This window comes from Rahnella sp. AA, from assembly GCF_002834385.1.
GTDB lineage: Bacteria > Pseudomonadota > Gammaproteobacteria > Enterobacterales > Enterobacteriaceae > Rahnella.
This window is the reverse complement of the sequence record NZ_PITQ01000011.1, coordinates 73,545-95,137: the sequence shown is the minus strand read 5'-3', so window position 1 is coordinate 95,137 and position 21,593 is coordinate 73,545. Positions and strand designations below refer to the sequence as shown.

20 protein-coding genes are annotated in these 21,593 nt (G+C 53.2%); 11 read left to right on the top strand and 9 right to left on the bottom strand.

Annotation, left to right across the window (positions count from 1 at the left end):
• Window positions 1-518: 518 nt before the first annotated feature.
• Entirely contained in the window at window positions 519-2,120 is a 1,602-nt protein-coding gene (locus CWS43_RS22060; protein WP_101079271.1) for a PTS transporter subunit EIIC, read from the top strand.
• Window positions 2,121-2,126: 6 nt separating this feature from the next.
• Here CWS43_RS22060 and CWS43_RS22055 read toward each other — a convergent pair whose 3' ends face one another.
• Both CWS43_RS22055 and CWS43_RS22050 read right to left on the bottom strand, forming a co-directional pair.
• On the bottom strand, window positions 2,127-2,867 hold the full coding sequence (locus tag CWS43_RS22055; protein ID WP_101079270.1) for a GntR family transcriptional regulator: 741 nt from the start codon (window positions 2,865-2,867) through the stop codon (window positions 2,127-2,129).
• A 182-nt stretch (window positions 2,868-3,049) separates the two neighbouring features.
• The gene (locus tag CWS43_RS22050; protein ID WP_101079269.1) at window positions 3,050-4,804 is read right to left on the bottom strand and encodes an ABC transporter ATP-binding protein/permease; all 1,755 of its coding nucleotides are present in this window, start codon (window positions 4,802-4,804) and stop codon (window positions 3,050-3,052) included.
• Between the two features lie 129 nt (window positions 4,805-4,933).
• Between CWS43_RS22050 and CWS43_RS22045 the strand changes: the two genes are divergently transcribed.
• Entirely contained in the window at window positions 4,934-5,650 is a 717-nt protein-coding gene (locus CWS43_RS22045; protein WP_101079268.1) for a tetratricopeptide repeat protein, read from the top strand.
• A gap of 37 nt (window positions 5,651-5,687) precedes the next feature.
• Here CWS43_RS22045 and CWS43_RS22040 read toward each other — a convergent pair whose 3' ends face one another.
• The 4 genes from CWS43_RS22040 to CWS43_RS22025 all read right to left on the bottom strand — a co-directional run bounded on the left by CWS43_RS22040 (window position 5,688) and on the right by CWS43_RS22025 (window position 7,891).
• Window positions 5,688-5,984 carry a HigA family addiction module antitoxin gene (locus tag CWS43_RS22040; RefSeq protein WP_101079267.1) on the bottom strand — a complete coding sequence of 99 codons (297 nt, stop codon included), beginning with the start codon at window positions 5,982-5,984 and terminating at the stop codon, window positions 5,688-5,690.
• Complete coding sequence (locus tag CWS43_RS22035; RefSeq protein ID WP_101079266.1) at window positions 5,984-6,262, bottom strand: type II toxin-antitoxin system RelE/ParE family toxin; 279 nt, start codon at window positions 6,260-6,262, stop codon at window positions 5,984-5,986. Before CWS43_RS22035 ends, CWS43_RS22040 begins: the two co-directional genes overlap by 1 nt.
• 120 nt (window positions 6,263-6,382) lie before the next feature.
• Window positions 6,383-6,715 carry a DUF805 domain-containing protein gene (locus CWS43_RS22030; RefSeq protein ID WP_101079265.1) on the bottom strand — a complete coding sequence of 111 codons (333 nt, stop codon included), beginning with the start codon at window positions 6,713-6,715 and terminating at the stop codon, window positions 6,383-6,385.
• Window positions 6,716-7,006: 291 nt separating this feature from the next.
• Window positions 7,007-7,891 carry an MBL fold metallo-hydrolase gene (locus CWS43_RS22025; protein ID WP_101079264.1) on the bottom strand — a complete coding sequence of 295 codons (885 nt, stop codon included), beginning with the start codon at window positions 7,889-7,891 and terminating at the stop codon, window positions 7,007-7,009.
• 116 nt (window positions 7,892-8,007) lie between these two features.
• Here CWS43_RS22025 and CWS43_RS22020 point away from each other — a divergent pair, with 116 nt between their 5' ends.
• Both CWS43_RS22020 and CWS43_RS22015 read left to right on the top strand, forming a co-directional pair.
• Complete coding sequence (locus CWS43_RS22020) at window positions 8,008-8,925, top strand: LysR family transcriptional regulator (protein ID WP_101079263.1); 918 nt, start codon at window positions 8,008-8,010, stop codon at window positions 8,923-8,925.
• A gap of 221 nt (window positions 8,926-9,146) precedes the next feature.
• Entirely contained in the window at window positions 9,147-10,310 is a 1,164-nt protein-coding gene (locus tag CWS43_RS22015; protein WP_101079262.1) for an MFS transporter, read from the top strand.
• A 66-nt stretch (window positions 10,311-10,376) separates the two neighbouring features.
• On the opposite strand, the gene CWS43_RS22010 is transcribed toward CWS43_RS22015, so the two are convergent.
• Complete coding sequence (locus CWS43_RS22010; protein WP_101079356.1) at window positions 10,377-11,300, bottom strand: LysR family transcriptional regulator; 924 nt, start codon at window positions 11,298-11,300, stop codon at window positions 10,377-10,379.
• A gap of 134 nt (window positions 11,301-11,434) precedes the next feature.
• Between CWS43_RS22010 and lysA the strand changes: the two genes are divergently transcribed.
• Complete coding sequence (gene lysA, locus CWS43_RS22005) at window positions 11,435-12,694, top strand: diaminopimelate decarboxylase (protein WP_101079261.1); 1,260 nt, start codon at window positions 11,435-11,437, stop codon at window positions 12,692-12,694.
• Window positions 12,695-12,833: 139 nt separating this feature from the next.
• Here lysA and CWS43_RS22000 read toward each other — a convergent pair whose 3' ends face one another.
• The gene (locus CWS43_RS22000; RefSeq protein WP_101079260.1) at window positions 12,834-13,154 is read right to left on the bottom strand and encodes a PTS lactose/cellobiose transporter subunit IIA; all 321 of its coding nucleotides are present in this window, start codon (window positions 13,152-13,154) and stop codon (window positions 12,834-12,836) included.
• 278 nt (window positions 13,155-13,432) lie between these two features.
• Between CWS43_RS22000 and CWS43_RS21995 the strand changes: the two genes are divergently transcribed.
• The 5 genes from CWS43_RS21995 (at window position 13,433) to CWS43_RS21975 (ending at window position 17,862) form a co-directional block, all read left to right on the top strand.
• The gene (locus tag CWS43_RS21995; protein ID WP_101079259.1) at window positions 13,433-14,776 is read left to right on the top strand and encodes a PTS sugar transporter subunit IIC; all 1,344 of its coding nucleotides are present in this window, start codon (window positions 13,433-13,435) and stop codon (window positions 14,774-14,776) included.
• Window positions 14,777-14,798: 22 nt separating this feature from the next.
• The gene (locus CWS43_RS21990) at window positions 14,799-16,235 is read left to right on the top strand and encodes a glycoside hydrolase family 1 protein (protein WP_101079258.1); all 1,437 of its coding nucleotides are present in this window, start codon (window positions 14,799-14,801) and stop codon (window positions 16,233-16,235) included.
• Between the two features lie 14 nt (window positions 16,236-16,249).
• Window positions 16,250-16,567: a PTS sugar transporter subunit IIB gene (locus tag CWS43_RS21985; RefSeq protein ID WP_101079257.1), complete on the top strand. Its 318-nt coding sequence runs from the start codon at window positions 16,250-16,252 to the stop codon at window positions 16,565-16,567.
• 69 nt (window positions 16,568-16,636) lie between these two features.
• Window positions 16,637-17,410, top strand: coding sequence for an FCD domain-containing protein (locus CWS43_RS21980; RefSeq protein ID WP_101079256.1), 774 nt, complete (start codon window positions 16,637-16,639; stop codon window positions 17,408-17,410).
• A 2-nt stretch (window positions 17,411-17,412) separates the two neighbouring features.
• Window positions 17,413-17,862 (top strand): GNAT family N-acetyltransferase, encoded by a 450-nt coding sequence (locus tag CWS43_RS21975; RefSeq protein ID WP_101079255.1) that lies wholly within the window; start codon window positions 17,413-17,415, stop codon window positions 17,860-17,862.
• Here CWS43_RS21975 and galR read toward each other — a convergent pair.
• Window positions 17,859-18,863 carry an HTH-type transcriptional regulator GalR gene (gene galR / locus CWS43_RS21970; protein ID WP_101079254.1) on the bottom strand — a complete coding sequence of 335 codons (1,005 nt, stop codon included), beginning with the start codon at window positions 18,861-18,863 and terminating at the stop codon, window positions 17,859-17,861. The genes CWS43_RS21975 and galR overlap by 4 nt on opposite strands.
• Before the next feature lie 251 nt (window positions 18,864-19,114).
• Here galR and CWS43_RS21965 point away from each other — a divergent pair, with 251 nt between their 5' ends.
• Entirely contained in the window at window positions 19,115-21,385 is a 2,271-nt protein-coding gene (locus tag CWS43_RS21965; protein ID WP_101079253.1) for a molybdopterin guanine dinucleotide-containing S/N-oxide reductase, read from the top strand.
• Window positions 21,386-21,593: the final 208 nt, after the last annotated feature.

The following is a 21,593-nucleotide window of genomic DNA, read 5'->3' as shown; positions in this document are numbered from 1 at the left end:
GACAAAAAAATACATCACCCCATTGGTGTTAAATAATGATTTATTATTTTCAAGCAGTGACTGAAGAATAACGACTGCAATAAATGGGTTAGTGATCAATGTCACACTTTTTTAAACTAATAGATTTTAACGATCAATTAACGCGTTGTGGTAAGGTTTTGTGGTTATTAATGGATTATATATTCATATAGATGATGTGTTTAAGTGGTTTGATATTATGAAATAAATGGTTTGATTATTTATTCCGTTTTATTGTGATTAAATATATCTATTTTTCAGTATGTTATAGAGGGGGGAGTGATTGGTTTTAATTATCTCACTATTTAAAGCCGGGGTTCTGCCGCGAACAAATTACGCCTCAACTCATAACGTCCTGATGTTTCTGGCCCCCACCCGTTTTGCATCCGCAAAACTGTGATCCCTTTCATACTCCTGGCCTCTATGTCTATACAACTATACATTCTGTGACTTAACTCAATTAACGGCTTATTTTTAGCCACCCAATTGAGGGATTTCAGATGATTAAACTTGGCAGCAAAATTCACGATCTGGGCAAAGCCCTGATGACGCCTATCTCGGTGATTGCCGCCGCCGGGATCTTCTTAGGGCTGGCGGCCGCGTTACAAAACCCTGCTGTTACCGGTGAAGCCTTTGCCGAAATGAAAACATTACAGCTGGTGATTGGGTTTATCCGTCAGGTATCGGGGGCGTTGTTTGCCAATCTGCCGCTGTTCTTTGCCGTTGCCACCGCGATGGGTCTGGCCAATGCAGAAAAGGCCACGGCGGCCTTTTCCGCAGTGATCGGCTTCGTCGGCTTGCACGTCGGGGTGAATTACAGCCTGCTGGCGCAGGGGATTTCACCGGATACGATTACCGTTGCAAAGCTCACCGCAAAAGGCATGACTGAAACCAACGCCATGATTTACGCCGCCGAATTCACCCACACGCTGGGGATTTTCACCTACAACATGAGTGTGCTGGGCGGTGTGCTGGTCGGGTTGATCACCATGTGGCTGCATAACCGTTTCTATACGATCGTGTTGCCGACGGCGATTGCGTTCTTCGGCGGACGTCGCTTCGTGCCGATCATTACCATCCTGGTGCTGCCGGTTGTGGGCGTCATGATGTCGCTGATCTGGCCGACAATAGCGCAGGGGATCCAGTGGGTTGGCGAACTGATTGGCCGCACGGGGGAAATCGGGACGTTTATTTATGCGACGTCGGAACGCCTGCTGATCCCGACCGGTTTACATCACATCATCAATGAAACCGTGCGCTTTACGCCGATTGGCGGGGTGACGACGGTGGATAATCAGAGCATTGTCGGTGCGCTGAATATCTTTAATGCCGCGCTGGCGAATCCGGGGATGATCCCGGACGCCGTCACGCAGCAGGCCACGCGGTTCCTGGCACAGGGGAAAATTCCGGTCATGATGTTTGGTTTACCGGCCGCCGCGCTGGCGATGTACCACTGCGCGCGGCCTGAGCATAAAGGCCGCGTGAAAGCGCTGATGCTGGCGGGTGGACTGGCGTCATTCACCACCGGGATCACCGAACCGCTCGAGTTCTGCTTTATCTTCGTGTCGCCGGTGCTGTATATCCTGCACGCGGCGCTGACCGGGCTTTCGTTTGTGCTGATGCAAATGTTGCATGTGATGATCGGTAATGTGCAGGGCGGGGCGATTGACTTCCTGATCTTCGGCGTCCTTGGCGGCAGCAAAACGCACTGGTGGTATCCGCTGATCCTCGGGATCATCTATGCGCCTGTTTATTACTTCAGTTTCCGCTGGGTTATTTTGCGGATGCAGGTGAAAACGCCGGGGCGTGAAGATGAAAATGACGCGGAAGAGCGTGCAAAACCGGCGCAGGGAACCGGCGAGAAAACCAAAAATATTATTATCGGGCTGGGCGGTGAGGGGAATATTACTGCCGTTGACTGCTGCTTTACCCGCCTGCGCGTGAAAGTGAAAGATATGGCTCAGGTGCAGGACGGCACGTTAATGAAAACCGGTGCGGCGGGAGTGAAGAAGATTACAGACACTGATGTGCATGTTATCTATGGCCCGCAGGTTGAACAGGTGGCAAATCTGGTGAAGGCGGAATTGTCAGGCATTGCCTGACGGCGGCTAGATTTTGACTTTAGCATGGACGCTGAAGCCGTAGTTTTTCTGGTTGTAGTACACATCTGATACTTCGAACAACGTGCCGTTGGTGAAAGAGACTACGGCATGAGAATGAAGCACCGGCTGGTCGCGTGACAGATTGAGCGCCAGGCGGATCTCGTTGGACGGCAGCTCTGCCGAAATGAGCTTAGTGCTGCCTTCAGGCTGGAAGCCTTTCGAACGTATATAGGCATATTTTGAAGCGGTCATGGCCGCACGGTTGATGTCCGGGAAATTGTCGGTCCGCATCCAGCACTGCTCATAGACGAACGGTTCATCGCCAAGCAGCCGCAGGCGGATCATAAAATAGACTTCAGTACCGGCAGGGATTTCCAGCTCTGCGGCGATTTCCTCACTGGCAGGCATACGGCGAAATTCCAGCACCTGATTTTCGATGCGCTGGTTATTCTCCTGTGCCACTTCACTGGCCGTAAGATGCCGGTCGAGAGGGAGGATGATTTTCTGCTGTTGCGGTGCTTCCACCACAAAAGTCCCGCGCCCACGAAAGCGCACAACACGGCCCTGACGCACCAGATAATCGACGGCTTTCCGGACAGTCATGCGTGAAACGTTGTAGATCTCGCAGAGTGCCGCTTCCGTCGGTAGCGGGTCACCGGGCCTGATTTCGCCCGCGCTGATTTTTTCGGTAAGTTGTTGTTCAATTTGCAGGTAAAGCGGTGTGAACGAATTTTTATCTATCTTCATCAAAGCAAACCTCCGATCTCGTCATCACGTCACTTAAGAATAATTGTATAGTCAGGTATACAAATGAACCAACCAGACTGTTGATTTTGTGTGCGAAGTGAGTTTCAGCACACAAAAAAGAAAGGTTGCTGTCATCAGCAACCTTTCTGCATTTTGAAGCCACTCTGTCGTGGTATCAGGCGTTACTCAGGGGTAAGCATGGTGGAGGTGAATCCGCACGGGCCGTTTTCCTGGTTTTTAAACCGCCAGCAGTGCTGATGGTATTTGGCAACCGAATTGCGGTGCGCCACGCTGATGACGGAGGTACCTGGCAATTCGCTCAGCAGCAGAGCGTATACCTGTTGTTCGGTTTCGTCATCCAGTGCGCTGGTGGCTTCGTCAAGGAACAGCGTATCCGGTTTGATCAACAAGGCGCGGGCAAAGGAAAGACGCTGTTGCTCGCCCGGCGACAGGCGCTGGCTCCAGTTGGCGTAATCATCGAGAATGTCCACTGTGGCCAGATGCGACAGACGGCACTGCTCCAGCACACGCTGCAGCTGTTCATCTGTGTATTCGCGGCTGGCGTCAGGATAACTTAGCGCATCGCGCAGGGTGCCAATCGGGATATAACTGCGCTGCGGCAGGAACAGATAACGCTTACCTTCGGCTAACGCGATATTGCCTGAACCATAAGGCCAGATGCCGGCAATCGCGCGCAGCAATGTTGACTTACCGCAACCCGAAGGGCCGGCAATCAGCACGCGATCGCCCGGTTTCATGGCCGCAGAAATATTGCAAAACAGCGGATTGCCGTTCGGCAGGTTCAGCGTCAGTTTATCCAGTTGCAGGGCATGTTCAGTGCTCTGACCCACGCTGATACCGCGTGGCTGTGCATTTACCTGATCAATCGCTGCATTAAAACCGGCAAGACGGTTAACGGTGGCTTTCCAGCTAGCCAGATCGGTGAACGCATCAATAAACCAGGACAATGACCCCTGAACCTGGCCGAATGCTGAGGCGATTTGCATCAGCGCGCCCATCTGAATCGCGCCGGAGAAATAACGCGGTGAGGCCACCAGAATCGGGAAGATATTGGCAAACTGGCCGTAAAAGTTTGAGGCAATGTTCAGACGACGGGTGACGCGCATAATCGACCACCAGTTCGTTTTGATGGAATCAAATTTACCGGAAAGCTGGTCACGCTCATTTTTTTCGCCGTGATACAGCGCAATCGCATCGCTGTTTTCACGAATGCGGATCAGCCCGAAACGGAAGTTCGCCTCAAACCATTCCTGATTGAAACCGAGTTTTACCAGTGGCTTACCGATCCACCAGATAATGAAAGACCCCAGCGCGGCATACAGCAGTGCGAACCACAGCATATAGCCCGGAATTTCGAAATGATGCCCGCCGAGCACGAAGCTGAGCGGACCGCTGATTGACCAGAGAATAAACACAAATGAGAACAGCGTGACCACGCTTGAGAGCAGGCCGAGCACCAGTGAAAGGGTGCCGCTGGTCAGGGCATTCAGATCAGACGCAATACGCTGATCGGGGTTATCCACCTGATGCTGATACTCCGTGTAATAATAGGCGTGATTGGTCAGCCACTTCTCCATATACTCTTCGGTCATCCAGCGGCGCCAGCTCATTTGCAGGCCCTGCGTCAGATAAACACGGTAAACCGCAATGACAATGAAGAGCAGCGCCAGCCATGTGAATTTGAACAGTTGGGCTTTGAAAACCGGATAGTTTCTGTTTTGCAACGCATCATAAAATACGCGGTTCCATTCGTTTAGCAGCACGCTGATGTAAACGGTAGCCAGTGAGAGAATAACGATAGTGGTCAACATGCCCCAGGCTCGCCACTTTTCTTCTGAGCGCCAGTAAGGCTTAATCAACTGCCAGACAGCGCCCCATTGCGCCGATTTCCCAGGTTTTTTAGTCATAATAGCCATATGTAATCGATATGTTGTGAAGCCAATCATCCCAGAATGAGTGCCTCAGTGCGATAGGGCAATGAGCGACTTGTAAGGATGTTTTTCCAGCACGAAGCTCTGTAGACCATAAAAGTAGAAGGATGTTTGATGAAAGTCGCAGTGAATTTACTGCTGGTGGCAGGATGTTTTGCCAGTGTTCAGGCGTTTGCTCAGATTGATGAACCTGATATTGATGCTGATTGTGTAAAAGCGGGTATCTATGCCGCCGCCGGGAAAGTGGCGTACCAGCAGGGTGATATCACAAAAGCGCGGGATATTTTTCGCAATCAGGTGGCCTGGAGCGAGTTTTGCCATAAACCGCAGGATCAGATAGCCACGGCTTACAACAACATTGCGCTGACCTACATAAAGCAGGGCGATTATCTGAAAGCGAAAGCCTGGCTGATGCTTGCGCCTGCTGACAAAAAATCACAATACAACCTCAGCCAGATTCAGCCCAAACTGGATGCATTGCCAAAGCCTGAAAGCCCTGCGGGCACTTACTGGCTCTATGCGGGTTTTGGCAGTTGGGATCTGCTGGAGGTCAAAGCGGAAGAAGCCCAGTTCAAAATCGATTTCACCGGCCTGTATATGGGAAGAATGTCACTGTACTACGGCCCGAATACGGGCGATTTCTCCGTGGTCACGGCCATTAAGGACAACCACGCGGTGTACCACGAAGCAGATGATGCATCGGCTGGCGGCGGCGAGTGCAGCGTGGATATGAATTTTGATGCTGCAAGCGTTATGTTGCATACCACGGGCGACTGCGGCTTCGGGCAAAATGTGCAGGCCGAAGGGCAGTTTGTCAGGGTGACGCAGTAGGTTGTGGTGAGGATTTTCAGGTAATAAAAAACCCGCGTTATGCGGGTTTTAACGTCATGACCAGCCGGTGCAATCCGCTGGTGTCCACCGTTTGTTCTGCTATCCACAAGCTCCGGTTTGCCTGCAATTTTAGCCAGTACTCTGCTGAGCCTCCCAATACCGCTGCCAGCTTAACCGCCATTTCCGGAGTCACGGCCATTTTCCCTGTCACGATCCGCTGAGCCGTTGAAGGCGCGATGTGCAGGGCACGGGCAAATTCGCGCACGCTGACATTCAGTTCATCCAGCGTCTCGGCAATCAGTTCACCGGGATGGGGGGGATTATGCATGTTCATTAGTGGTAATCCTCGTAATTGACGATGTAAGCATTTCCATCAATAAATTCAAAGGTGATACGCCAGTTGCCCGAAACCGTGACCGCCCATTGCCCATCTCTGGAACCTTGTAAGGCATGCAGTCCGTAGCCGGGACGATCGATATCGCCGATACACTCAGCCGCATGAAGAGTTGCCAGCCGGAGCCGTAATTTTTTCGCATGTTCAGGGTTGATACCCGATGTCGAACCGGACGTAAAAAAACGGTTGAGCCCTTTGTGTTTGAAATCCTTAATCATCCGTTGCATCCTGCGTGTTGCGGCTTACGCAACAGTATAAAGGGTGTTGCGTAAGCCGCAACACCCATTGTCAAAAAAATGAAGAATTTTAAGTGTACGACGCAAGATTTCCGGCGAGTCCTACGCCTGAGTTTCCACCGGATAAGGGCCAAAACGGTTATCTTCCGGTTCGCTTTTGAAGAACATCAGGAGCAGGTTAAAAACGGGGCAGAGGATCCACCAGCCGCTGTAACCGGCATCGTGATTACGGCGAACCATAACTGCCAGACCCGGTAAGAATGCGAATAAAGAGTAAATCGTCGATATAATCCAATCATCGCCAAATAACAGGGCAAACAAAGTTACGCCTATTGAAATAAGGCCATTAAAAAGGGTAAACCACCAGTACTCTCTTTTTTTCGCCCGGCCAGAAAATGTGGAGTAATTTTTTATTGCCTTGATATACCAATTCATAATATTCCTTTATATAAAATGAGGTAGGTAATCCCTGAATGAATAGGATTTTCCTTGTACCTTTTTTGCGGAAGTGAAATGCCGTGCGGAGTCTAATACGGGGAAAGTGAGGCTTCAATTACTGATTAATACTTTGTTATTGTTTAATAAATGATGTTTCGGCTGTTTAGGAAAGGCGGATGACTAACGTAATGATAAATAATAAATAGAGTTCCTCTGTATTTTCTGAAAATAAAAAACGGCGATAAATAATATCGCCGTCAGATTTTATTCATTATTTAAAAAGAGTATTTACTGCGGCCACTTCATTTCGCCTTTCAATACTTTTGCACTCAGCTGTAATGAAGAATCGTCTTTCAGCTGCGGATAATGTTTTTTCATCGCAGCGACCAGTGCGGCGGAATCTTTAGCTTTTGGCAGTTCTTTTTCCAGCGTCAGCAGATAGTTGCGGGTGAATTTCACGGCTTCCAGCGTCTGAGAAGCGCCTGGCAGGAAATGCCCCGGCACCACAACGGACGGTTTCAGCCCGGCGATTTCATCCAGCGCTTCGACCCACTGTTTGCGCGATGTCGTGGTTTGGGTATCGGCAGTCCAGACATGCATGTTGTCGCCATTCACCAGCACACCGCCGGCGACGGCTTTCAGCGACGGGATCCACACGAAAGTGCGTTCCGCATCCACGCCCTGAATCTCAAACTTGTGGCCTTCCAGCTCGAAAGATTTACCCTTCAGCGGTGCCGGAACCACCACGGATTTCGGCGCGTTGTCTTTCAGCTGCGGCCCCCAGAAAGCGATTTTGCCGTCTTTGGTGGCGTTGATTTGATCAACAGTCGCCTGCGTGGCAATAATTTTTGCTTCCGGGAAGGCTGCGTGAATGACATCCAGACCAAAGTAAAAATCCGGATCCGACTGGCTGATGTACACCGTGGTTAGCTTTTTGCCGGTCGCTTTGATCATTTCCACCAGCTTCTGCGCGTCATTGCGCTGGAATTGCGCGTCGATCAGCACTGCCTCTTTTTCACCGGTAATAATTTCCGAAGACACAGGAAATACGCTGCGCTCTCCGGGGTTATAAACGTCCATTTTCAGCGTAGTCGCGGCATGGGCGGAAAGGCTGCTGCCCAGCAGGGCGGCGATCAACGTTAATTTTTTTACGGATAACAGTTTCAGATGCATAACGATCCCTCAGAGGAAATAAATAATCACATTCGGTAAGCATCTACTGTACGTTGCATAATCAGCGGGAAAAACCGGATAATACGCAACTGTTTGTTGCATAAACCGGACGAATCATGGACAGAATTACCGCTGCACAAGTCTTTGTTGCCATCGTGGAACGCGGAAGCATGATCAATGCTGCCGAATCGCTGAATATGTCGCGGGCGATGGTGACGCGTTATTTGTCGGAGATGGAAAAGTGGGCGGGGGCGCGCCTTTTGCATCGCTCCACCCGCAAGCTCAGCCTGACCGATGCCGGTGAAAACACGCTGGCGCGGTGCCGGAAAATGTTATCGGTCGCGGCAGAAATGGGCAGTGTGGCGGATACCGGCGATGAAGCGCTGCGGGGATTGTTGCGCCTGAGCTGTTCGCAGTCATTTGGTCAGGGCGCGGTGGTGCTCGCTGTCAGCGAGTTTTTGCGCCGGCATCCACAGGTGAACATTGATCTTCAGCTCGAAAGCCGGGCGATCAATCTGGTGGAAGACAGGATCGATCTGGCGCTGCGTATTACGAATGATCTGGATCCGAACCTGATCGCCAGGCCGCTGGCGTTGTGTCCTTCGGTCGTCTGCGCGTCTCCGGCTTATCTTGCCGCGCAGGGTACACCGCTGCACCCGCAGGATCTGAGCGTCCATAACTGCCTGACCTATACTTATTTCGGTAAAACCCTGTGGCAGTTTGAGCGGCAGGGGGAAAAAGTGGCAGTACCGGTCAGTGGTAATCTGAGTGCTAATGAATCGCTGGTGCTGCTCACCGGGGCGGCAGAAGGCGCGGGCATTGTGATGCAACCTTGTTATTCGGCCGCGCCGCTGATTGCCTGCGGGCAACTGGTTTCCCTGTTGGATCAATGGCAGGCGCAGGAAATGGGGATTTATGCGATTTATGCATCAAGGCGGCAAATGCCTGCGGCGCTGCGTGCATTGCTCGATTTTTTGGTGGAATGGTTTAAGGGGCATCCGCGATGGCTGTCGCTGAGCGGTGAAAAACACTGATCGGGCGAAAGCCCGTCAGAACACTGGAAACGGTTCCATTCTCCTGTTAAATACTCAGTTTTATAACTCACTGTTATTTGTCGAGTTTTTACTTTACTGCTGATTTTTTGGTCTCGCCGGGCACAGACTGCGTATGGTCAAAAGTGTGATCGCCGTGTTATTTAACTCAGTCTGGCTAAAAGCCGGGACAATTTCTTATAAATAAAACATCTGGAGTTTTTATGCCTGTCGCACTCCTGGCACTGGCGCTCAGCGCATTTGCCATCGGTACCACCGAATTCGTCATTATGGGGCTGCTGCCCAACGTGGCGGGTGATCTGAACGTCAGCATCCCTTCTGCGGGCTGGTTAATCAGCGGGTATGCACTGGGTGTTGCCATCGGCGCGCCGATCATGGCGATACTGACGGCAAAACTGCCACGTAAGAAAACCCTGTTGCTGCTGATGAGCATCTTTATTATCGGCAACGTGATGTGTGCACTTTCATACAGTTACGGGTTCCTGATGCTGGCGCGTGTGATTACAGCGTTGTGCCACGGGGCTTTCTTCGGGATTGGCGCCGTGGTGGCGGCAAGCCTGGTTGCACCGAACCGCCGGGCTTCTGCGGTCGCGCTGATGTTCACTGGCCTGACGCTGGCGAATGTGCTCGGCGTGCCGCTCGGTACTGCACTCGGACAGGCGATGGGCTGGCGTTCGACATTCTGGGTTGTGGCGATTATCGGTGTCGCTTCGCTGTTTGCGCTTTATAAAAAACTGCCCGATAAGAAAGAAGAAGAACCCACGGATCTGCGCAAGGAAATCCGGGCGCTGGGCAGCCTGGGGTTGTGGTTGTCGCTGTCGATCACCATTTTCTTCGCCGCTGCTATGTTCGCGCTGTTCACTTATATTGCACCGATTCTGACGCAAATCACCGGCGTGTCCGAGCATGGTGTCAGCTGGACGCTGTTGCTGATTGGTCTCGGTCTGACCATCGGGAATGTGCTGGGCGGGCGTCTGGCGGACTGGCGTCTGGGTATTTCGCTGACGATGACTTTCCTGCTGATCGCCGTGTTTTCCGTATTATTCAGTTACACCAGCGTGCATCTGGTGGCGGCAGAAATCACCTTATTTATCTGGGCGATGGTGAACTTCGCCGCCGTTCCGGCTTTGCAGGTGAACGTGGTGACTTACGGCAAACATGCGCCGAATCTTGTTTCTACGCTTAACATTGCGGCGTTCAACGTTGGCAATGCGCTGGGTGCATGGGTCGGCGGCGTGGTCATTGCGCGTGGAATGGGTCTCAGCACTGTGCCACTGGCGGCAGGCGGGCTGGGGGCGATCGGCTTTGTATTGTGCGTAATCACCTTCCGCCGTGCAGCGAAAAAAGCGGAGAAAGCCGCCGCATAAATCAGTCTGAAAGTCAGGCAGAAAGGCCACGCGGATGCAGTCTGTAGTGGCCTTTTTTATTGTATGTCAGCGGGCGATTGCCGCTGCCAGGCGGCTGGCAAAGCGTTCTGCCTGCTGATGGCAATGCTCAATAAATGTGGTCACCAGCGCGGAAGCAGGGCGGTGTAGCGGCCTGATCAGGCTGACGGTGAAAGGCACGGCGATGCTAAATTCACGCAGTACGACGCCGTTTTCGCAATAATCCAGCGCCGTCAGCGGATTGACCACTGACACGCCCGCGCCTTCACGCACCATGCTGCACACCGAGGCGGCGCTGTGTGTTTCCATCACCAGCCGCCGGGCAACCTGCTGCTCAGCGAACAGCGTATCCAGCAACTGCCGGTAGCTGTCGGTGGCCGACAAACTGATAAAGTTCAGGCCGCTGAAATCCTGCGGCGTCAGGCGCTTTTTCGCCACCAGCGGATGGCCTGCGGGCAGCACGCAAACTTCGTTGAGCGTCAGCAGCGTCTGGCGTTCAGTACCGGCGGGCGTCTGGGTGTTTTCCGTCAGCCCCAGATCATGACGCTGCGCCGACAGCCACTCTTCCAGCAGCGGCGATTCCTGCGGCACGATGTTAAAACTGACGTCAGGATACTTGTCGAGAAACGGCTTACAGACCGCCGGTAACAGCGACTGGCTGAAAACCGGCAGACAGGCGATCGACAGTTGCGCCTGCTCAAACTGGCGGATCCCTTCCGCTGCGCTGATGATCCGGTCCAGCCCGTAATACGATCGCTGCACTTCTTCAAACAGCCGCAAACCCTGCACCGTCGGGTATAAACGCCCGCGCAGACGCTCAAATAACTGGAGATCCAGCAGCTTTTCACAGCGCGCCAGCTCGCGGCTGATCGTCGGCTGTGAGGTATTGAGCAGCGCGGCGGCTTCGGTCAGGTTGCCGGTGGTCATCACGGCATGAAAGATTTCTATGTGGCGCAGGGAAATGGCAGGCATGGTTTCATCCTGATTCTGGATACAATAATCCATATCATAAATGAATAGACTTGCCTGAAATAGATATTTTATCGCCGGTTCATCTGCCGTCATACTGAACGAAATATGACAGCCTTCACCTGACGGAAAATCTTATGCCACGCGCCCTGAACGATACGTCCACTGCACTTAACGCCGCGAATTTGCTGGCGCTTGTGCAACAATTTGGTTGCCCGGTCTGGGCGTATGACGCTGAAATTATTAAGCAGCGTATCGCGCAGTTGCGTGAATTTGATGTGATCCGCTTTGCGCAAAAAGCCTGCTCGAATATTCACATTTTGCGCCTGATGCGTGAGCAGGGCGTGAAGGTGGATTCGGTGTCGCTGGGCGAAATTGAACGCGCGCTGGTGGCCGGTTTTATTCCGGGGCGCGAAAACAGTGAAATCGTGTTTACCGCTGACGTGCTGGATCAGCCGACGCTGGAACGCGTGACGGCGCTGGATATCCCGGTGAACGCCGGTTCTATTGATATGCTCAGCCAGATTGGTCAGCACAAAGCCGGGCATCCGGTATGGCTGCGTGTGAATCCGGGCTTCGGCCACGGCCACAGCCAGAAAACCAATACCGGCGGTGAGAACAGCAAACACGGGATCTGGCATGCCGATTTGCCACAGGCTCTGGCTGAAATTGCCCGTTACGGCCTGAAACTGGTGGGCATTCATATGCACATTGGTTCCGGCGTGGATTACGGCCATCTTGAACAGGTTTGTGATGCGATGGTGCGCCAGGTGATTGAAACCGGACAAGATATTGAAGCGATTTCAGCGGGTGGCGGTTTGTCGATTCCGTATCATTTTGACGAAGAGTCTATTGATACCGGCCACTATTTTGGTCTGTGGAACCGTGCGCGTGAGCAAATTGCGGCACACCTCGGGCATGAAGTGAAACTGGAAATCGAACCGGGGCGTTTCCTGGTGGCGGAATCCGGCGTGCTGGTGGCGCAAATCCGCGCGGCGAAAAACATGGGCAGCCGCCATTTCGTGTTATGCGACGCCGGGTTTAACGATCTGATGCGTCCGGCGATGTACGGCAGTTATCACCATATTTCACTGTTACCGGCAGACGGCCGCGATCTCAGCGGTCAGCCGCTGACGGAATCCGTGATTGCCGGACCTTTATGTGAATCCGGCGACGTATTTACCCAGCAGGCAGGCGGCGGCGTTGAAACCTTCCCGATGCCACCGGTGCAGATCGGCGATTATCTGGTGTTCCACGATACCGGCGCATACGGCGCATCGATGTCTTCCAACTACAACACCCGTCCGCTGCTGCCGGAAGTGCTGTTAGAGAATGGCGTTCCGCGGTTGATTCGCCGCCGTCAGACGGTAGATGAACTGATTGCCCTGGAGCTATAATTCCCCGTCATCCTCCGAGCTGCCCCTGCGTTGGCTGCCATCGCGAACCCCGGTCACATACTCATGTATGCTCCCGGGGTTCACTCAGTTGCCGCCTTGATGCAACTCGAATGATTTAGGGGACGTTTCTACACCGGATTCACGCCTTCTCAAACATCTCTTTGCGCAGTAACACGATTTCTTCGGCCAGTTCGCGGCAAAGCATGGCGGTCATCAGATGATCCTGCGAATGCACCATAATCAGATTTACCGGTATTTTCCCCACGCCTTCATCCAGCCCGATCAGCTGCGTCTGCACTTTGTGCGCGACGCGCGCCGCATCGTCTGAGGCTTTCAGCATGGCATCGGCCTGCTCCCATTCCTTTTTGCGGGCGTGCTGAATCGCCATCATCGCGTTAGAACGCGCTTCCCCGGCGTTGATCAATAATTCCATTACCGTTTGTTCCAGATCGAATTCCATCGACATCTCCAAAATTGGTATACCAGAAAGGGGTGAATTCATCATATTGGAATTCCAATATTCACATGTGAGAACACTGTCACAGAAATTAATTCGTATTCCGCTATTTTTTGGCATGCCACATTAAGAAAACAATCACCAAAAAGATGGACGGAATTTCTCTCAGAACCGGAATCTGACTTTATATTCGCACTCAACCTTTATCCTCTGATACGTCAAAAGGTCAATGCGAAACAAGCACCTGCAAAGCAAAATACTATATTAATAGAGGTGGTGTCATGTCACTGAAAGACCGTTTTATCGATTCTCTCGGGGGATTCGCGAATACTTTTAATAGCCTCAGATATATCATGGCTATTAAGGCTTCTTTTATCACGTTAATGCCGGTCATTATCGTGGGGGCATTCTCAGTTTTAATTTCAAATATGGTGATGGATCCGAAAAACGGATTAGCCCACTTTGAAATGTTCTCCTGGCTGGCGACGCTCAAACCGATTATGAGCAGTATTAACTACGCCACGCTGAGTTTCCTGACGATTGGCGCGGTATTTTTAATTGGTATTGAACTGGGGAAAATTAACGGTTCGCGTTCGTTATTTCCCGGCCTGCTGGCGGTGATTTGTTTTATTGCCGTCACGCCGACGACCGTCGATATGATGGTCAACGGTCAGATGCAGGAAGTGAAAGACGTGCTGGCGAAACAATTCTCCGACACCAAAAGCCTGTTCCTCGGCATGTTTATTGCCATTCTGTCGGTGGAAATATATTCCCGCCTGGAAAAAGTTAACGGCCTGCGCATTAAAATGCCGGAAAGCGTGCCACCGAACGTTTCTGCATCGTTCTCCGCGCTGATCCCCGCGATCATTACCGTGGTTATCGTCGCCACGTTCGGCTTCGTTTTCCATCGCGTGACCGGCATGTATTTATACGATGCGGTGTATCAGGTGATCCAGCGCCCGCTGGAATCGGTGATGCAAAGCCTGCCGGGCATTCTGTTGCTGATGTTTGTCGCGCAGCTGTTCTGGGTCATCGGTATTCACGGCAATCAGATGATCAAACCCATCCGCGAGCCGCTGCTGCTGGGTGCGATCATGGTGAACATGACGGCGTTCGAGCAGGGACATGAAGTGCCGAACATCATCACCATGCCGTTCTGGGATGTGTACATGAGCATTGGCGGTTCCGGCTGCACCATCGGGCTTTTGCTGGCGGTCATGCTGGGAACGCGCCGTAAAGAAATGCGCGAAATCGCCAAATTATCGATGGGGCCGGGCTTCTTCAACATCAATGAACCGGTGATTTTCGGCATGCCGATCATGCTCAACCCTATTCTGGCGATCCCGTTCATCATCACGCCGCTCATCACCGGCACTATCGGGTATTTCGCGACCAGCCTGGGTTTTGCCGGACGCGCCGTGGTGATGGTGCCGTGGACCACGCCGCCGATCATCAACGCCTGGCTGTCGACCGCCGGTTCGATGGGCGCGGTGATTACCCAGATTGGCTGCATTGTGGTGGCGGTGCTGATTTATCTGCCGTTTGTCAAAGTGGCTTCTCGCCGTGCAGAACAGGCGCAGATTGACGCTATCGCGCAGCAGCAAAAACGCGCTGCAACGGCCTGAATTCGGGACAACGAGGAAAATTATGAGCAAGGTTTCAATCACCATTCCTGACGGATTTATTCTCGGTGCGGCGGCTTCCGCGTGGCAAACCGAAGGCTGGAGTGGGAAAAAGGACGGGCAGGATTCGTATCTGGATCTCTGGTACAAAAACAACCGCCACGTCTGGCACAACGGCTACGGCCCGGCGAAAGCCACCGATTTCATCAACCGCTACAAGGAAGACGTGGCGCTGATGAAGGCCAGCGGGCTGAGCCATTACCGCACCTCGGTCAACTGGTCGCGATTTCTGACTGACTATGAGCTGGGCACCGTCGATGAAGAATATGCAGCGTACATCGGCAATCTGCTCGATGAGATGAAGCGCAACGGCATTGAGCCGATGCTGTGCCTCGAACATTACGAATTACCGGCGTATCTGCTTGAAAAATATGACGGCTGGAGTTCGAAGAAAGTCGTTGAGCTGTTTGTCCTGTATGCGGAAAAAGTGCTTGAGCGCTTCGCCGGAAAGGTCAGCCGCTGGTTCACCTTCAACGAGCCGGTGGTGGTGCAAACCCGCGTGTATCTGGACGCAATCCGCTGGCCATTCGAGCAGAACACCGGTAAATGGATGCAGTGGAATCACCACAAAGTGCTGGCAACCGCCAGAGTCGTCGAGCTGTTTCACCGTAAAGGTTACGGTTCGCACGGCACGATGGGCGTGATTTTAAACCCGGAAGTGACGTACGCCCGTTCAGCGGCGGCTCACGATCAGAAGGCGGCGCATTTATACGATTTATTCTATAACCGCGTATTTTTAGACCCGATGATTAAAGGCGAATACCCGCAGGAATTGCTCGATTTGCTGCAAAAGCACGACGTGCAGTTTAATTATTCAGAGCAGGAACTGGCGGTTATCCGTAATAATACGGTGGACGAAGTGGGCATTAATTTGTATTACCCGCACCGTGTTAAAGCGCCGTCCCGCGAATGGAATAAAGAGACGCCATTCCATCCCGCGTTTTACTACGAACATTTTGAACTGCCGGGCCGACGGATGAATAAATCCCGTGGCTGGGAAATTTACCCGAAAATTGTTTATGACTTTGCAATGCGTATTAAAACGGAATACGGAAATGTTCCGTGGTTTATTGCTGAGAACGGAATGGGCATTGAAAATGAAGGCCAGTTCCGTGATGCCAGCAGCGGGGAAATTCAGGACGATTATCGTATTGAATTTATTGCCGAACATCTTTACTGGACATTAAAGGCGCGGGAAGACGGTGCAAATTGCCAGGGATATATGCTCTGGGCTTTTACCGATAACGTCTCGCCGATGAATGCTTTTAAAAACCGTTACGGGCTGATCGAGATTGATCTTGATAACAACCGTGATCGCCGTCAGAAGAAATCATCTCACTGGTTTAAATCGCTGAGTGAAAGTGGTGTGTTGTCTTTAACACTGGACGATGAAGATAAATAACCCGAGGAAACATTATGAAACGACTCGTTTTAGCTTGTTCGGCAGGGATGTCCACTTCCCTTGTGGTCACCAAAATGGAAAAAGAAGCCGCCGCCCGCGGGCTGGAATTTAAGATCTACGCCATCCCGGAAAATAATCTGCGCGACGAGCTTGAGGCCTACGGACGTGATATTCAGGTTGTGCTGTTAGGGCCGCAGGTGCGGTTCAAACTGGCGGAAAATAAAAAGCTGACGGATGAACACAACATTCCCATCGCCGTGATCGACATGGTGGCGTACGGAACCCTGAACGGCGCCAAAGTGCTGGATCAGGCATTAAGTTTGATACACTGACCCTTCAGCGTATGTCCATTGGCTCTGTTTTTGGAGCCAATTTGTCAGTCTTTGCATCAGGGTGAATGTGTGGATAAAGGTGTGGTTTCGCAGGACAAAAAGCAGTATCAGGAAATCGGGCACGACCTGCGCGAGCAAATCAAGCAGGGGCATTTCGCTGTGGGTTCCCGCCTGCCGCCTGAACGTAATATGGCTGAAACCTACGGCGTCAGCCGGACTATCGTGCGCGAAGCCCTGCTGATGCTGGAACTTGAAGGCACGGTGGATATCCGCCAGGGCTCCGGCGTTTACGTGATCCGCATTCCTTCGCAGGAAGAGGGCGAAGACGAACTGATGTATCAGGGGCAGATTGGCCCGTTTGAAATTTTACAGGCGCGGCAGTTGCTCGAAAGTAACATTGCCGCGTTTGCCGCCAAAATGGCGACCAAGGCGGATATCGAAAATCTGCGCCGTACGCTGGAGCAGGAACAAATCGCGATTGTCGCCAATGACGAAAGTGGCGATAACGACCGGCTTTTTCACCTGCTGATTGCCGGTGCCACGCAGAACCAGATGCTGCTCGATTCCGTCAAAAATATCTGGATGCACCGCGACTCCAGCCCGCTGTGGAAACAGTTACACAGCCACATCGCCACGCGCGGTTACCGGCTGAAATGGCTGGCAGATCATCAGAATATTTTGGCCGCACTGCGCCGCCGCGACGTGATGGGTTCGTATCAGGCCATGTGGCAGCACATGGAAAATGTGAAGAACACGCTGATGGAACTTTCTGACGTCGATGCGCCGGAGTTCGACGGTTATCTGTTTGAGTCTGTACCGATCTTTCAGGGGAAACTGGTCTGAGTATGATGATCGTGAATCTCAGCGAACGCCCGGAATTTCAGGAAACCGTCACGGACTGGCTGTGGAAAGCGTTTGGCAGTGAAAACAGCCGGGCGTTCTTTGAAAGCGTCGTGCAGAGCAGCCTGCGCGGTGCGGATTTGCCACAAACTTTTATCGCGCTCGAGGGCGAAACGCTGGCGGGAACGGTGGGGCTGTGGCGCTGCGATTTGATCAGCCGCCAGGATCTCACGCCGTGGCTGGCGGCACTGTACGTTGATGAAGGTTTCAGATCGCACGGTTTAGGGCAGAAATTGCAGGCTTTCGTGCTGGAACACAGCCGCCGCAGCGGCTTTTCCGAACTCTATCTCTACGCTGAATTTACCGGCTACTACGAACGGTTTGGCTGGAAATACATCGGCGATGCGCTGGATTACCCTGACAAACCCGTCCGCGTTTACCAGCAATTCCTTTAATTCCCCGGAGAACTCACTGAGTGACGACGCACCAGCGTCGGGCTGAACATGTGAGTGGTTTCCGGCAGCGGCTGGCCGTTTGCCAGCGCTAACGCCAGCTGCGCGGCCTGATTTGCCATCGCGACAACCGGATAACGCACCGTGGTCAGACGCGGGCGCAGATAGCGCGAAATCAGCACGTCATCAAACCCGATCAGAGAAATTTCCCCCGGCACATCAATGCTGTTATCGCTTAATACCGAAAGCGCACCCGCGGCCATCGGGTCGTTGTAGCAGGTCACGGCGGTAAAGCTTTTGCCTAATCCCAGTAAGTCCGCCATCGCTTTTTCGCCGCCGATTTCATCGGGTTCGGCGTAGGCAATCAGTTTGTCATCGACAGGAATATTGTGTTCGGTCAGCGCGTCAATGTAGCCCTGAAGACGGTCGCTGGCATCGGAAATACCGTGGTTGGAACACAAAATGGCGATGCGCTGATGCCCGGCCTGAATCAGATGGCGGGTTGCCAGCCAGGAACCGTAGCGGTCATCAAGCGCAATGCAGCGCTCCTCGAAACCGGGCAGCGTGCGGTTGATCAGCACCATGCCGGGAATTTGCTGCATCAGGCTGGTCAGTTCATCTTCCGGCAGCATTTTGGCGTGAACCACCAGCGCCGCACAGCGGTGACGGATCAGCTGTTCGATGGCCTGACGCTCTTTTTCCACATTGTGATAACCGTTACCAATCAGCAGGAAATTACCGGTCGCATACGCCACCTGTTCGACGGCTTTTACCATCGCGCCAAAAAATGGATCGGACACGTCGGCCACAATCAGGCCCAGGGTTTCGGTAGCCTGTTGCGCCAGTGCGCGGGCGTTGGCATTCGGATGATATTGCAGATGCTGCATGGCGTTCTGAACGGCTTCCCGCGAGCTGTCGCTGGCTTTCGGGGAATGATTTATCACGCGTGAAACGGTCGCAACCGATACGCCTGCCAGTTTTGCTACATCCTTAATCGTTGCCATAACACTTCCGTTAATCCGTGAGGGTAATCGTTTACACTGCCCAGTTTTGCGGAAAAGACTGGTGGCTGCAAGGATGTCGATCGCAACTTTTCGATGTAAGACGCATGTAACGGGAAAAGAATGCCGTCTTTAACGGAAATCGCAGCCTGAAAGGGCCGAAATGGGTTTGATTAAGATGATTTGTTCTTTGAACTGAGAACGGCGCGAATGTTATTTTTAATGCTATTCACCCGCGCTGAGAAAAAGAAAAAATGTCGATAAAACGTTACCCGCAACTGGCTCACTGGGGCGCGTATACCGCCGTGGTGGAAGATGGCCGCCTGATCCGCTGCGAGCCTTATTCCGCCGATGCTGACCCTTCGCCTTTACTCGATTCGATTGCGCCGCTGGTGTATTCGGAAAAACGTATCCGTAAACCGGCGGTGCGCCGTTCCTGGCTGCAAAAACGCGAAAACAGCGATCGCTCGCTGCGCGGGCGTGAAGATTTTGTCGAAGTGGACTGGGATCTGGCGCTGGATCTGGTCGCTGAAGAGAACAAACGTGTGCGCGACCGCTATGGTGCATCCGGGATTTTCAACGGCTCTTACGGCTGGTCTTCGGCGGGGCGTTTACACCATGCCCGTTCGCTGGTGCGCCGTTTTTATTTCACCGGCGGCGGCGGTGTGGATCAGCAGGGCAATTACAGCTGGGGCTCGGCGCAGTTTTTCCTGCCGTATGTGATTGGCACATTTACGCCACTTACCGGGCGCGTCACGTCGTGGCCGAGCGTGGTGGAACACGCGGAAATCCTGCTGGCCTTCGGCGGTCTGGCGCTGAAAAACGCACAAGTGGCGTCCGGCGGTGCGGTGGAGCATACGCTGAAACCGGCGCTGGAACAGCTGGCGAAAAAAGGCACGCGGGTGATTAACATCAGCCCGATGCGCGATGACTGCCCGGAATTTGTCAAGGCCGAGTGGATCCCAATCCGCCCGAACACTGACGCGGCGCTGATGATGGCGATTGCCTATGAGATTCAGCGCAAAGACGCACAGGACGATGCGTTTCTGGCCAGCCACTGCGTGGGTTATCCGCAGCTCGCGGCGTATCTGCGCGGTGATACCGACGGCGTGGCGAAAACGCCGGAGTGGGCGAGCCACATTACCGGCGTTCCGGCTGAACGTATTGCGCGGCTGGCCGACGATCTGACGGGCGTCCGCAGCTTTATCACCTGTTCTTATTCCGTGCAGCGCGCCCATCGAGGCGAACAGCCGTACTGGATGATGATCGCCATTTCCGCCATGCTCGGGCAGGTCGGTTTGCCGGGCGGCGGCTTCTCGTTTGGTCACGGTTCGATGAACAGCGTCGGCAATCCGCGTTTTGACACGCCGGGGCCTGCCGTCAGCGCCGGGCCGAATCCTTCCGGGTTGTCGATTCCTGTGGCGCGCATCAGCGACATGTTGCTCAACCCCGGTCAGCCGTACGAATTCCAGGGCGAGACGCTGAATTATCCGGACATTCATCTGGTCCACTGGGCGGGCGGTAATCCGTTCCATCACCATCAGCAGCTTAACCGTCTGGTCGAAGGCTGGCAGAAACCGGACACGGTGATCGTGCAGGACAACGTCTGGACACCGGCAGCGCAGATGGCCGACATCGTGCTGCCTGCGACCACCTCGCTTGAGCGTAATGATATCGGCGGTTCTTCGCGTGACCGTTTCGTGCTGGCGATGCATCAGGCCGTCGCGCCGCAGCATCAGGCGCGTAACGACTTTGATATCTTCGCCGATATTGCCGACCGTCTCGGTTACCGCGAACAGTTTACTCTGGGGCGCAATGAAGATCAGTGGCTGCGCCATATTTACCGTCAGTGCGGTGAAGCGCAGAAGGGCACCGGCGTGGAATGGCCTGACTTTGAGACGTTCTGGGAACGCGGTTTTGTTGAATTGCCGACGCCGGAAAAAGATTACGTGTTCTTTGAAGAATTCCGCAAAAGCCCGCGCGCTAATCCGCTGGGCACGCACAGCGGAAAAATCGAATTGTTCTCCGAAACCATTGCCGGATACGGTTACGAAGATTTCGCACCGCATCCGGAATGGCAGCCGCCGGTGGAGTGGCTGGGCGCAGAAACGGCCAAAGAGTGGCCGCTGCATCTGATTTCCATTCAGCCGAAAGACCGGTTGCACAGCCAGCTCGATCAGTCGCCGCTGGCGCAGTCGAACAAAACGGCCGGGAAAGAAACGCTGTTTATGCACCCTGAAGACGCGGCCAGCCGCCAGCTGAACGACGGCGACCGGGTGAAAGTGCATAACGCGCGCGGCAGCTGTCTGGCCGGGGTTTCGTTCAATGACGGCATAACGCGCGGCGTGGTGCTGATGTCCACCGGTGCCTGGTTTGATCCGGGCTTTGGCGGCAAATGGCAGGAAACAGAGCAGGCGGGAAATCCGAACGTGCTGACGCTGGACATCGGCACGTCGCGTTTAACGCAAGGGCCGAATGCGATGAGTTGCCTGGTGGAAGTCTCACAATCCGCATTAAATGACTAAAATCGGGGCTATTTTCACCACTGGTTACACTTTGCGGAATTATGTTTCGATTGCCTGCTGGCTGAGGTTCGTGCAAACCAGCTAAATTGAACGTCCCAGAGGTATTGATTGGTGAATCATCAACGTGCTCTGCATGTTGATACCGATTAAATTTGCACCAACCTACGCGGATGCGTAGGTTTTTTTTTGCCTCAAACCTGACGACCCC

What these genes read in the sequence shown, in the direction of transcription:
- galR (WP_101079254.1), bottom strand. Translation starts at nt 18,863, where the DNA reads ATGGCAACGATTAAGGATGTAGCAAAACTGGCAGGCGTATCGGTTGCG.
- CWS43_RS22025 (WP_101079264.1), bottom strand. Translation starts at nt 7,891, where the DNA reads ATGCATCTGAAACTGTTATCCGTAAAAAAATTAACGTTGATCGCCGCC.
- CWS43_RS21990 (WP_101079258.1), top strand. Translation starts at nt 14,799, where the DNA reads ATGAGCAAGGTTTCAATCACCATTCCTGACGGATTTATTCTCGGTGCG.
- CWS43_RS22040 (WP_101079267.1), bottom strand. Translation starts at nt 5,984, where the DNA reads ATGAACATGCATAATCCCCCCCATCCCGGTGAACTGATTGCCGAGACG.
- CWS43_RS22030 (WP_101079265.1), bottom strand. Translation starts at nt 6,715, where the DNA reads ATGAATTGGTATATCAAGGCAATAAAAAATTACTCCACATTTTCTGGC.
- lysA (WP_101079261.1), top strand. Translation starts at nt 11,435, where the DNA reads ATGCCACGCGCCCTGAACGATACGTCCACTGCACTTAACGCCGCGAAT.
- CWS43_RS21995 (WP_101079259.1), top strand. Translation starts at nt 13,433, where the DNA reads ATGTCACTGAAAGACCGTTTTATCGATTCTCTCGGGGGATTCGCGAAT.
- CWS43_RS22010 (WP_101079356.1), bottom strand. Translation starts at nt 11,300, where the DNA reads ATGCCTGCCATTTCCCTGCGCCACATAGAAATCTTTCATGCCGTGATG.
- CWS43_RS22060 (WP_101079271.1), top strand. Translation starts at nt 519, where the DNA reads ATGATTAAACTTGGCAGCAAAATTCACGATCTGGGCAAAGCCCTGATG.
- CWS43_RS22020 (WP_101079263.1), top strand. Translation starts at nt 8,008, where the DNA reads ATGGACAGAATTACCGCTGCACAAGTCTTTGTTGCCATCGTGGAACGC.
- CWS43_RS22035 (WP_101079266.1), bottom strand. Translation starts at nt 6,262, where the DNA reads ATGATTAAGGATTTCAAACACAAAGGGCTCAACCGTTTTTTTACGTCC.
- CWS43_RS21965 (WP_101079253.1), top strand. Translation starts at nt 19,115, where the DNA reads ATGTCGATAAAACGTTACCCGCAACTGGCTCACTGGGGCGCGTATACC.
- CWS43_RS22045 (WP_101079268.1), top strand. Translation starts at nt 4,934, where the DNA reads ATGAAAGTCGCAGTGAATTTACTGCTGGTGGCAGGATGTTTTGCCAGT.
- CWS43_RS22055 (WP_101079270.1), bottom strand. Translation starts at nt 2,867, where the DNA reads ATGAAGATAGATAAAAATTCGTTCACACCGCTTTACCTGCAAATTGAA.
- CWS43_RS21985 (WP_101079257.1), top strand. Translation starts at nt 16,250, where the DNA reads ATGAAACGACTCGTTTTAGCTTGTTCGGCAGGGATGTCCACTTCCCTT.
- CWS43_RS22015 (WP_101079262.1), top strand. Translation starts at nt 9,147, where the DNA reads ATGCCTGTCGCACTCCTGGCACTGGCGCTCAGCGCATTTGCCATCGGT.
- CWS43_RS21975 (WP_101079255.1), top strand. Translation starts at nt 17,413, where the DNA reads ATGATGATCGTGAATCTCAGCGAACGCCCGGAATTTCAGGAAACCGTC.
- CWS43_RS22050 (WP_101079269.1), bottom strand. Translation starts at nt 4,804, where the DNA reads ATGGCTATTATGACTAAAAAACCTGGGAAATCGGCGCAATGGGGCGCT.
- CWS43_RS22000 (WP_101079260.1), bottom strand. Translation starts at nt 13,154, where the DNA reads ATGGAATTCGATCTGGAACAAACGGTAATGGAATTATTGATCAACGCC.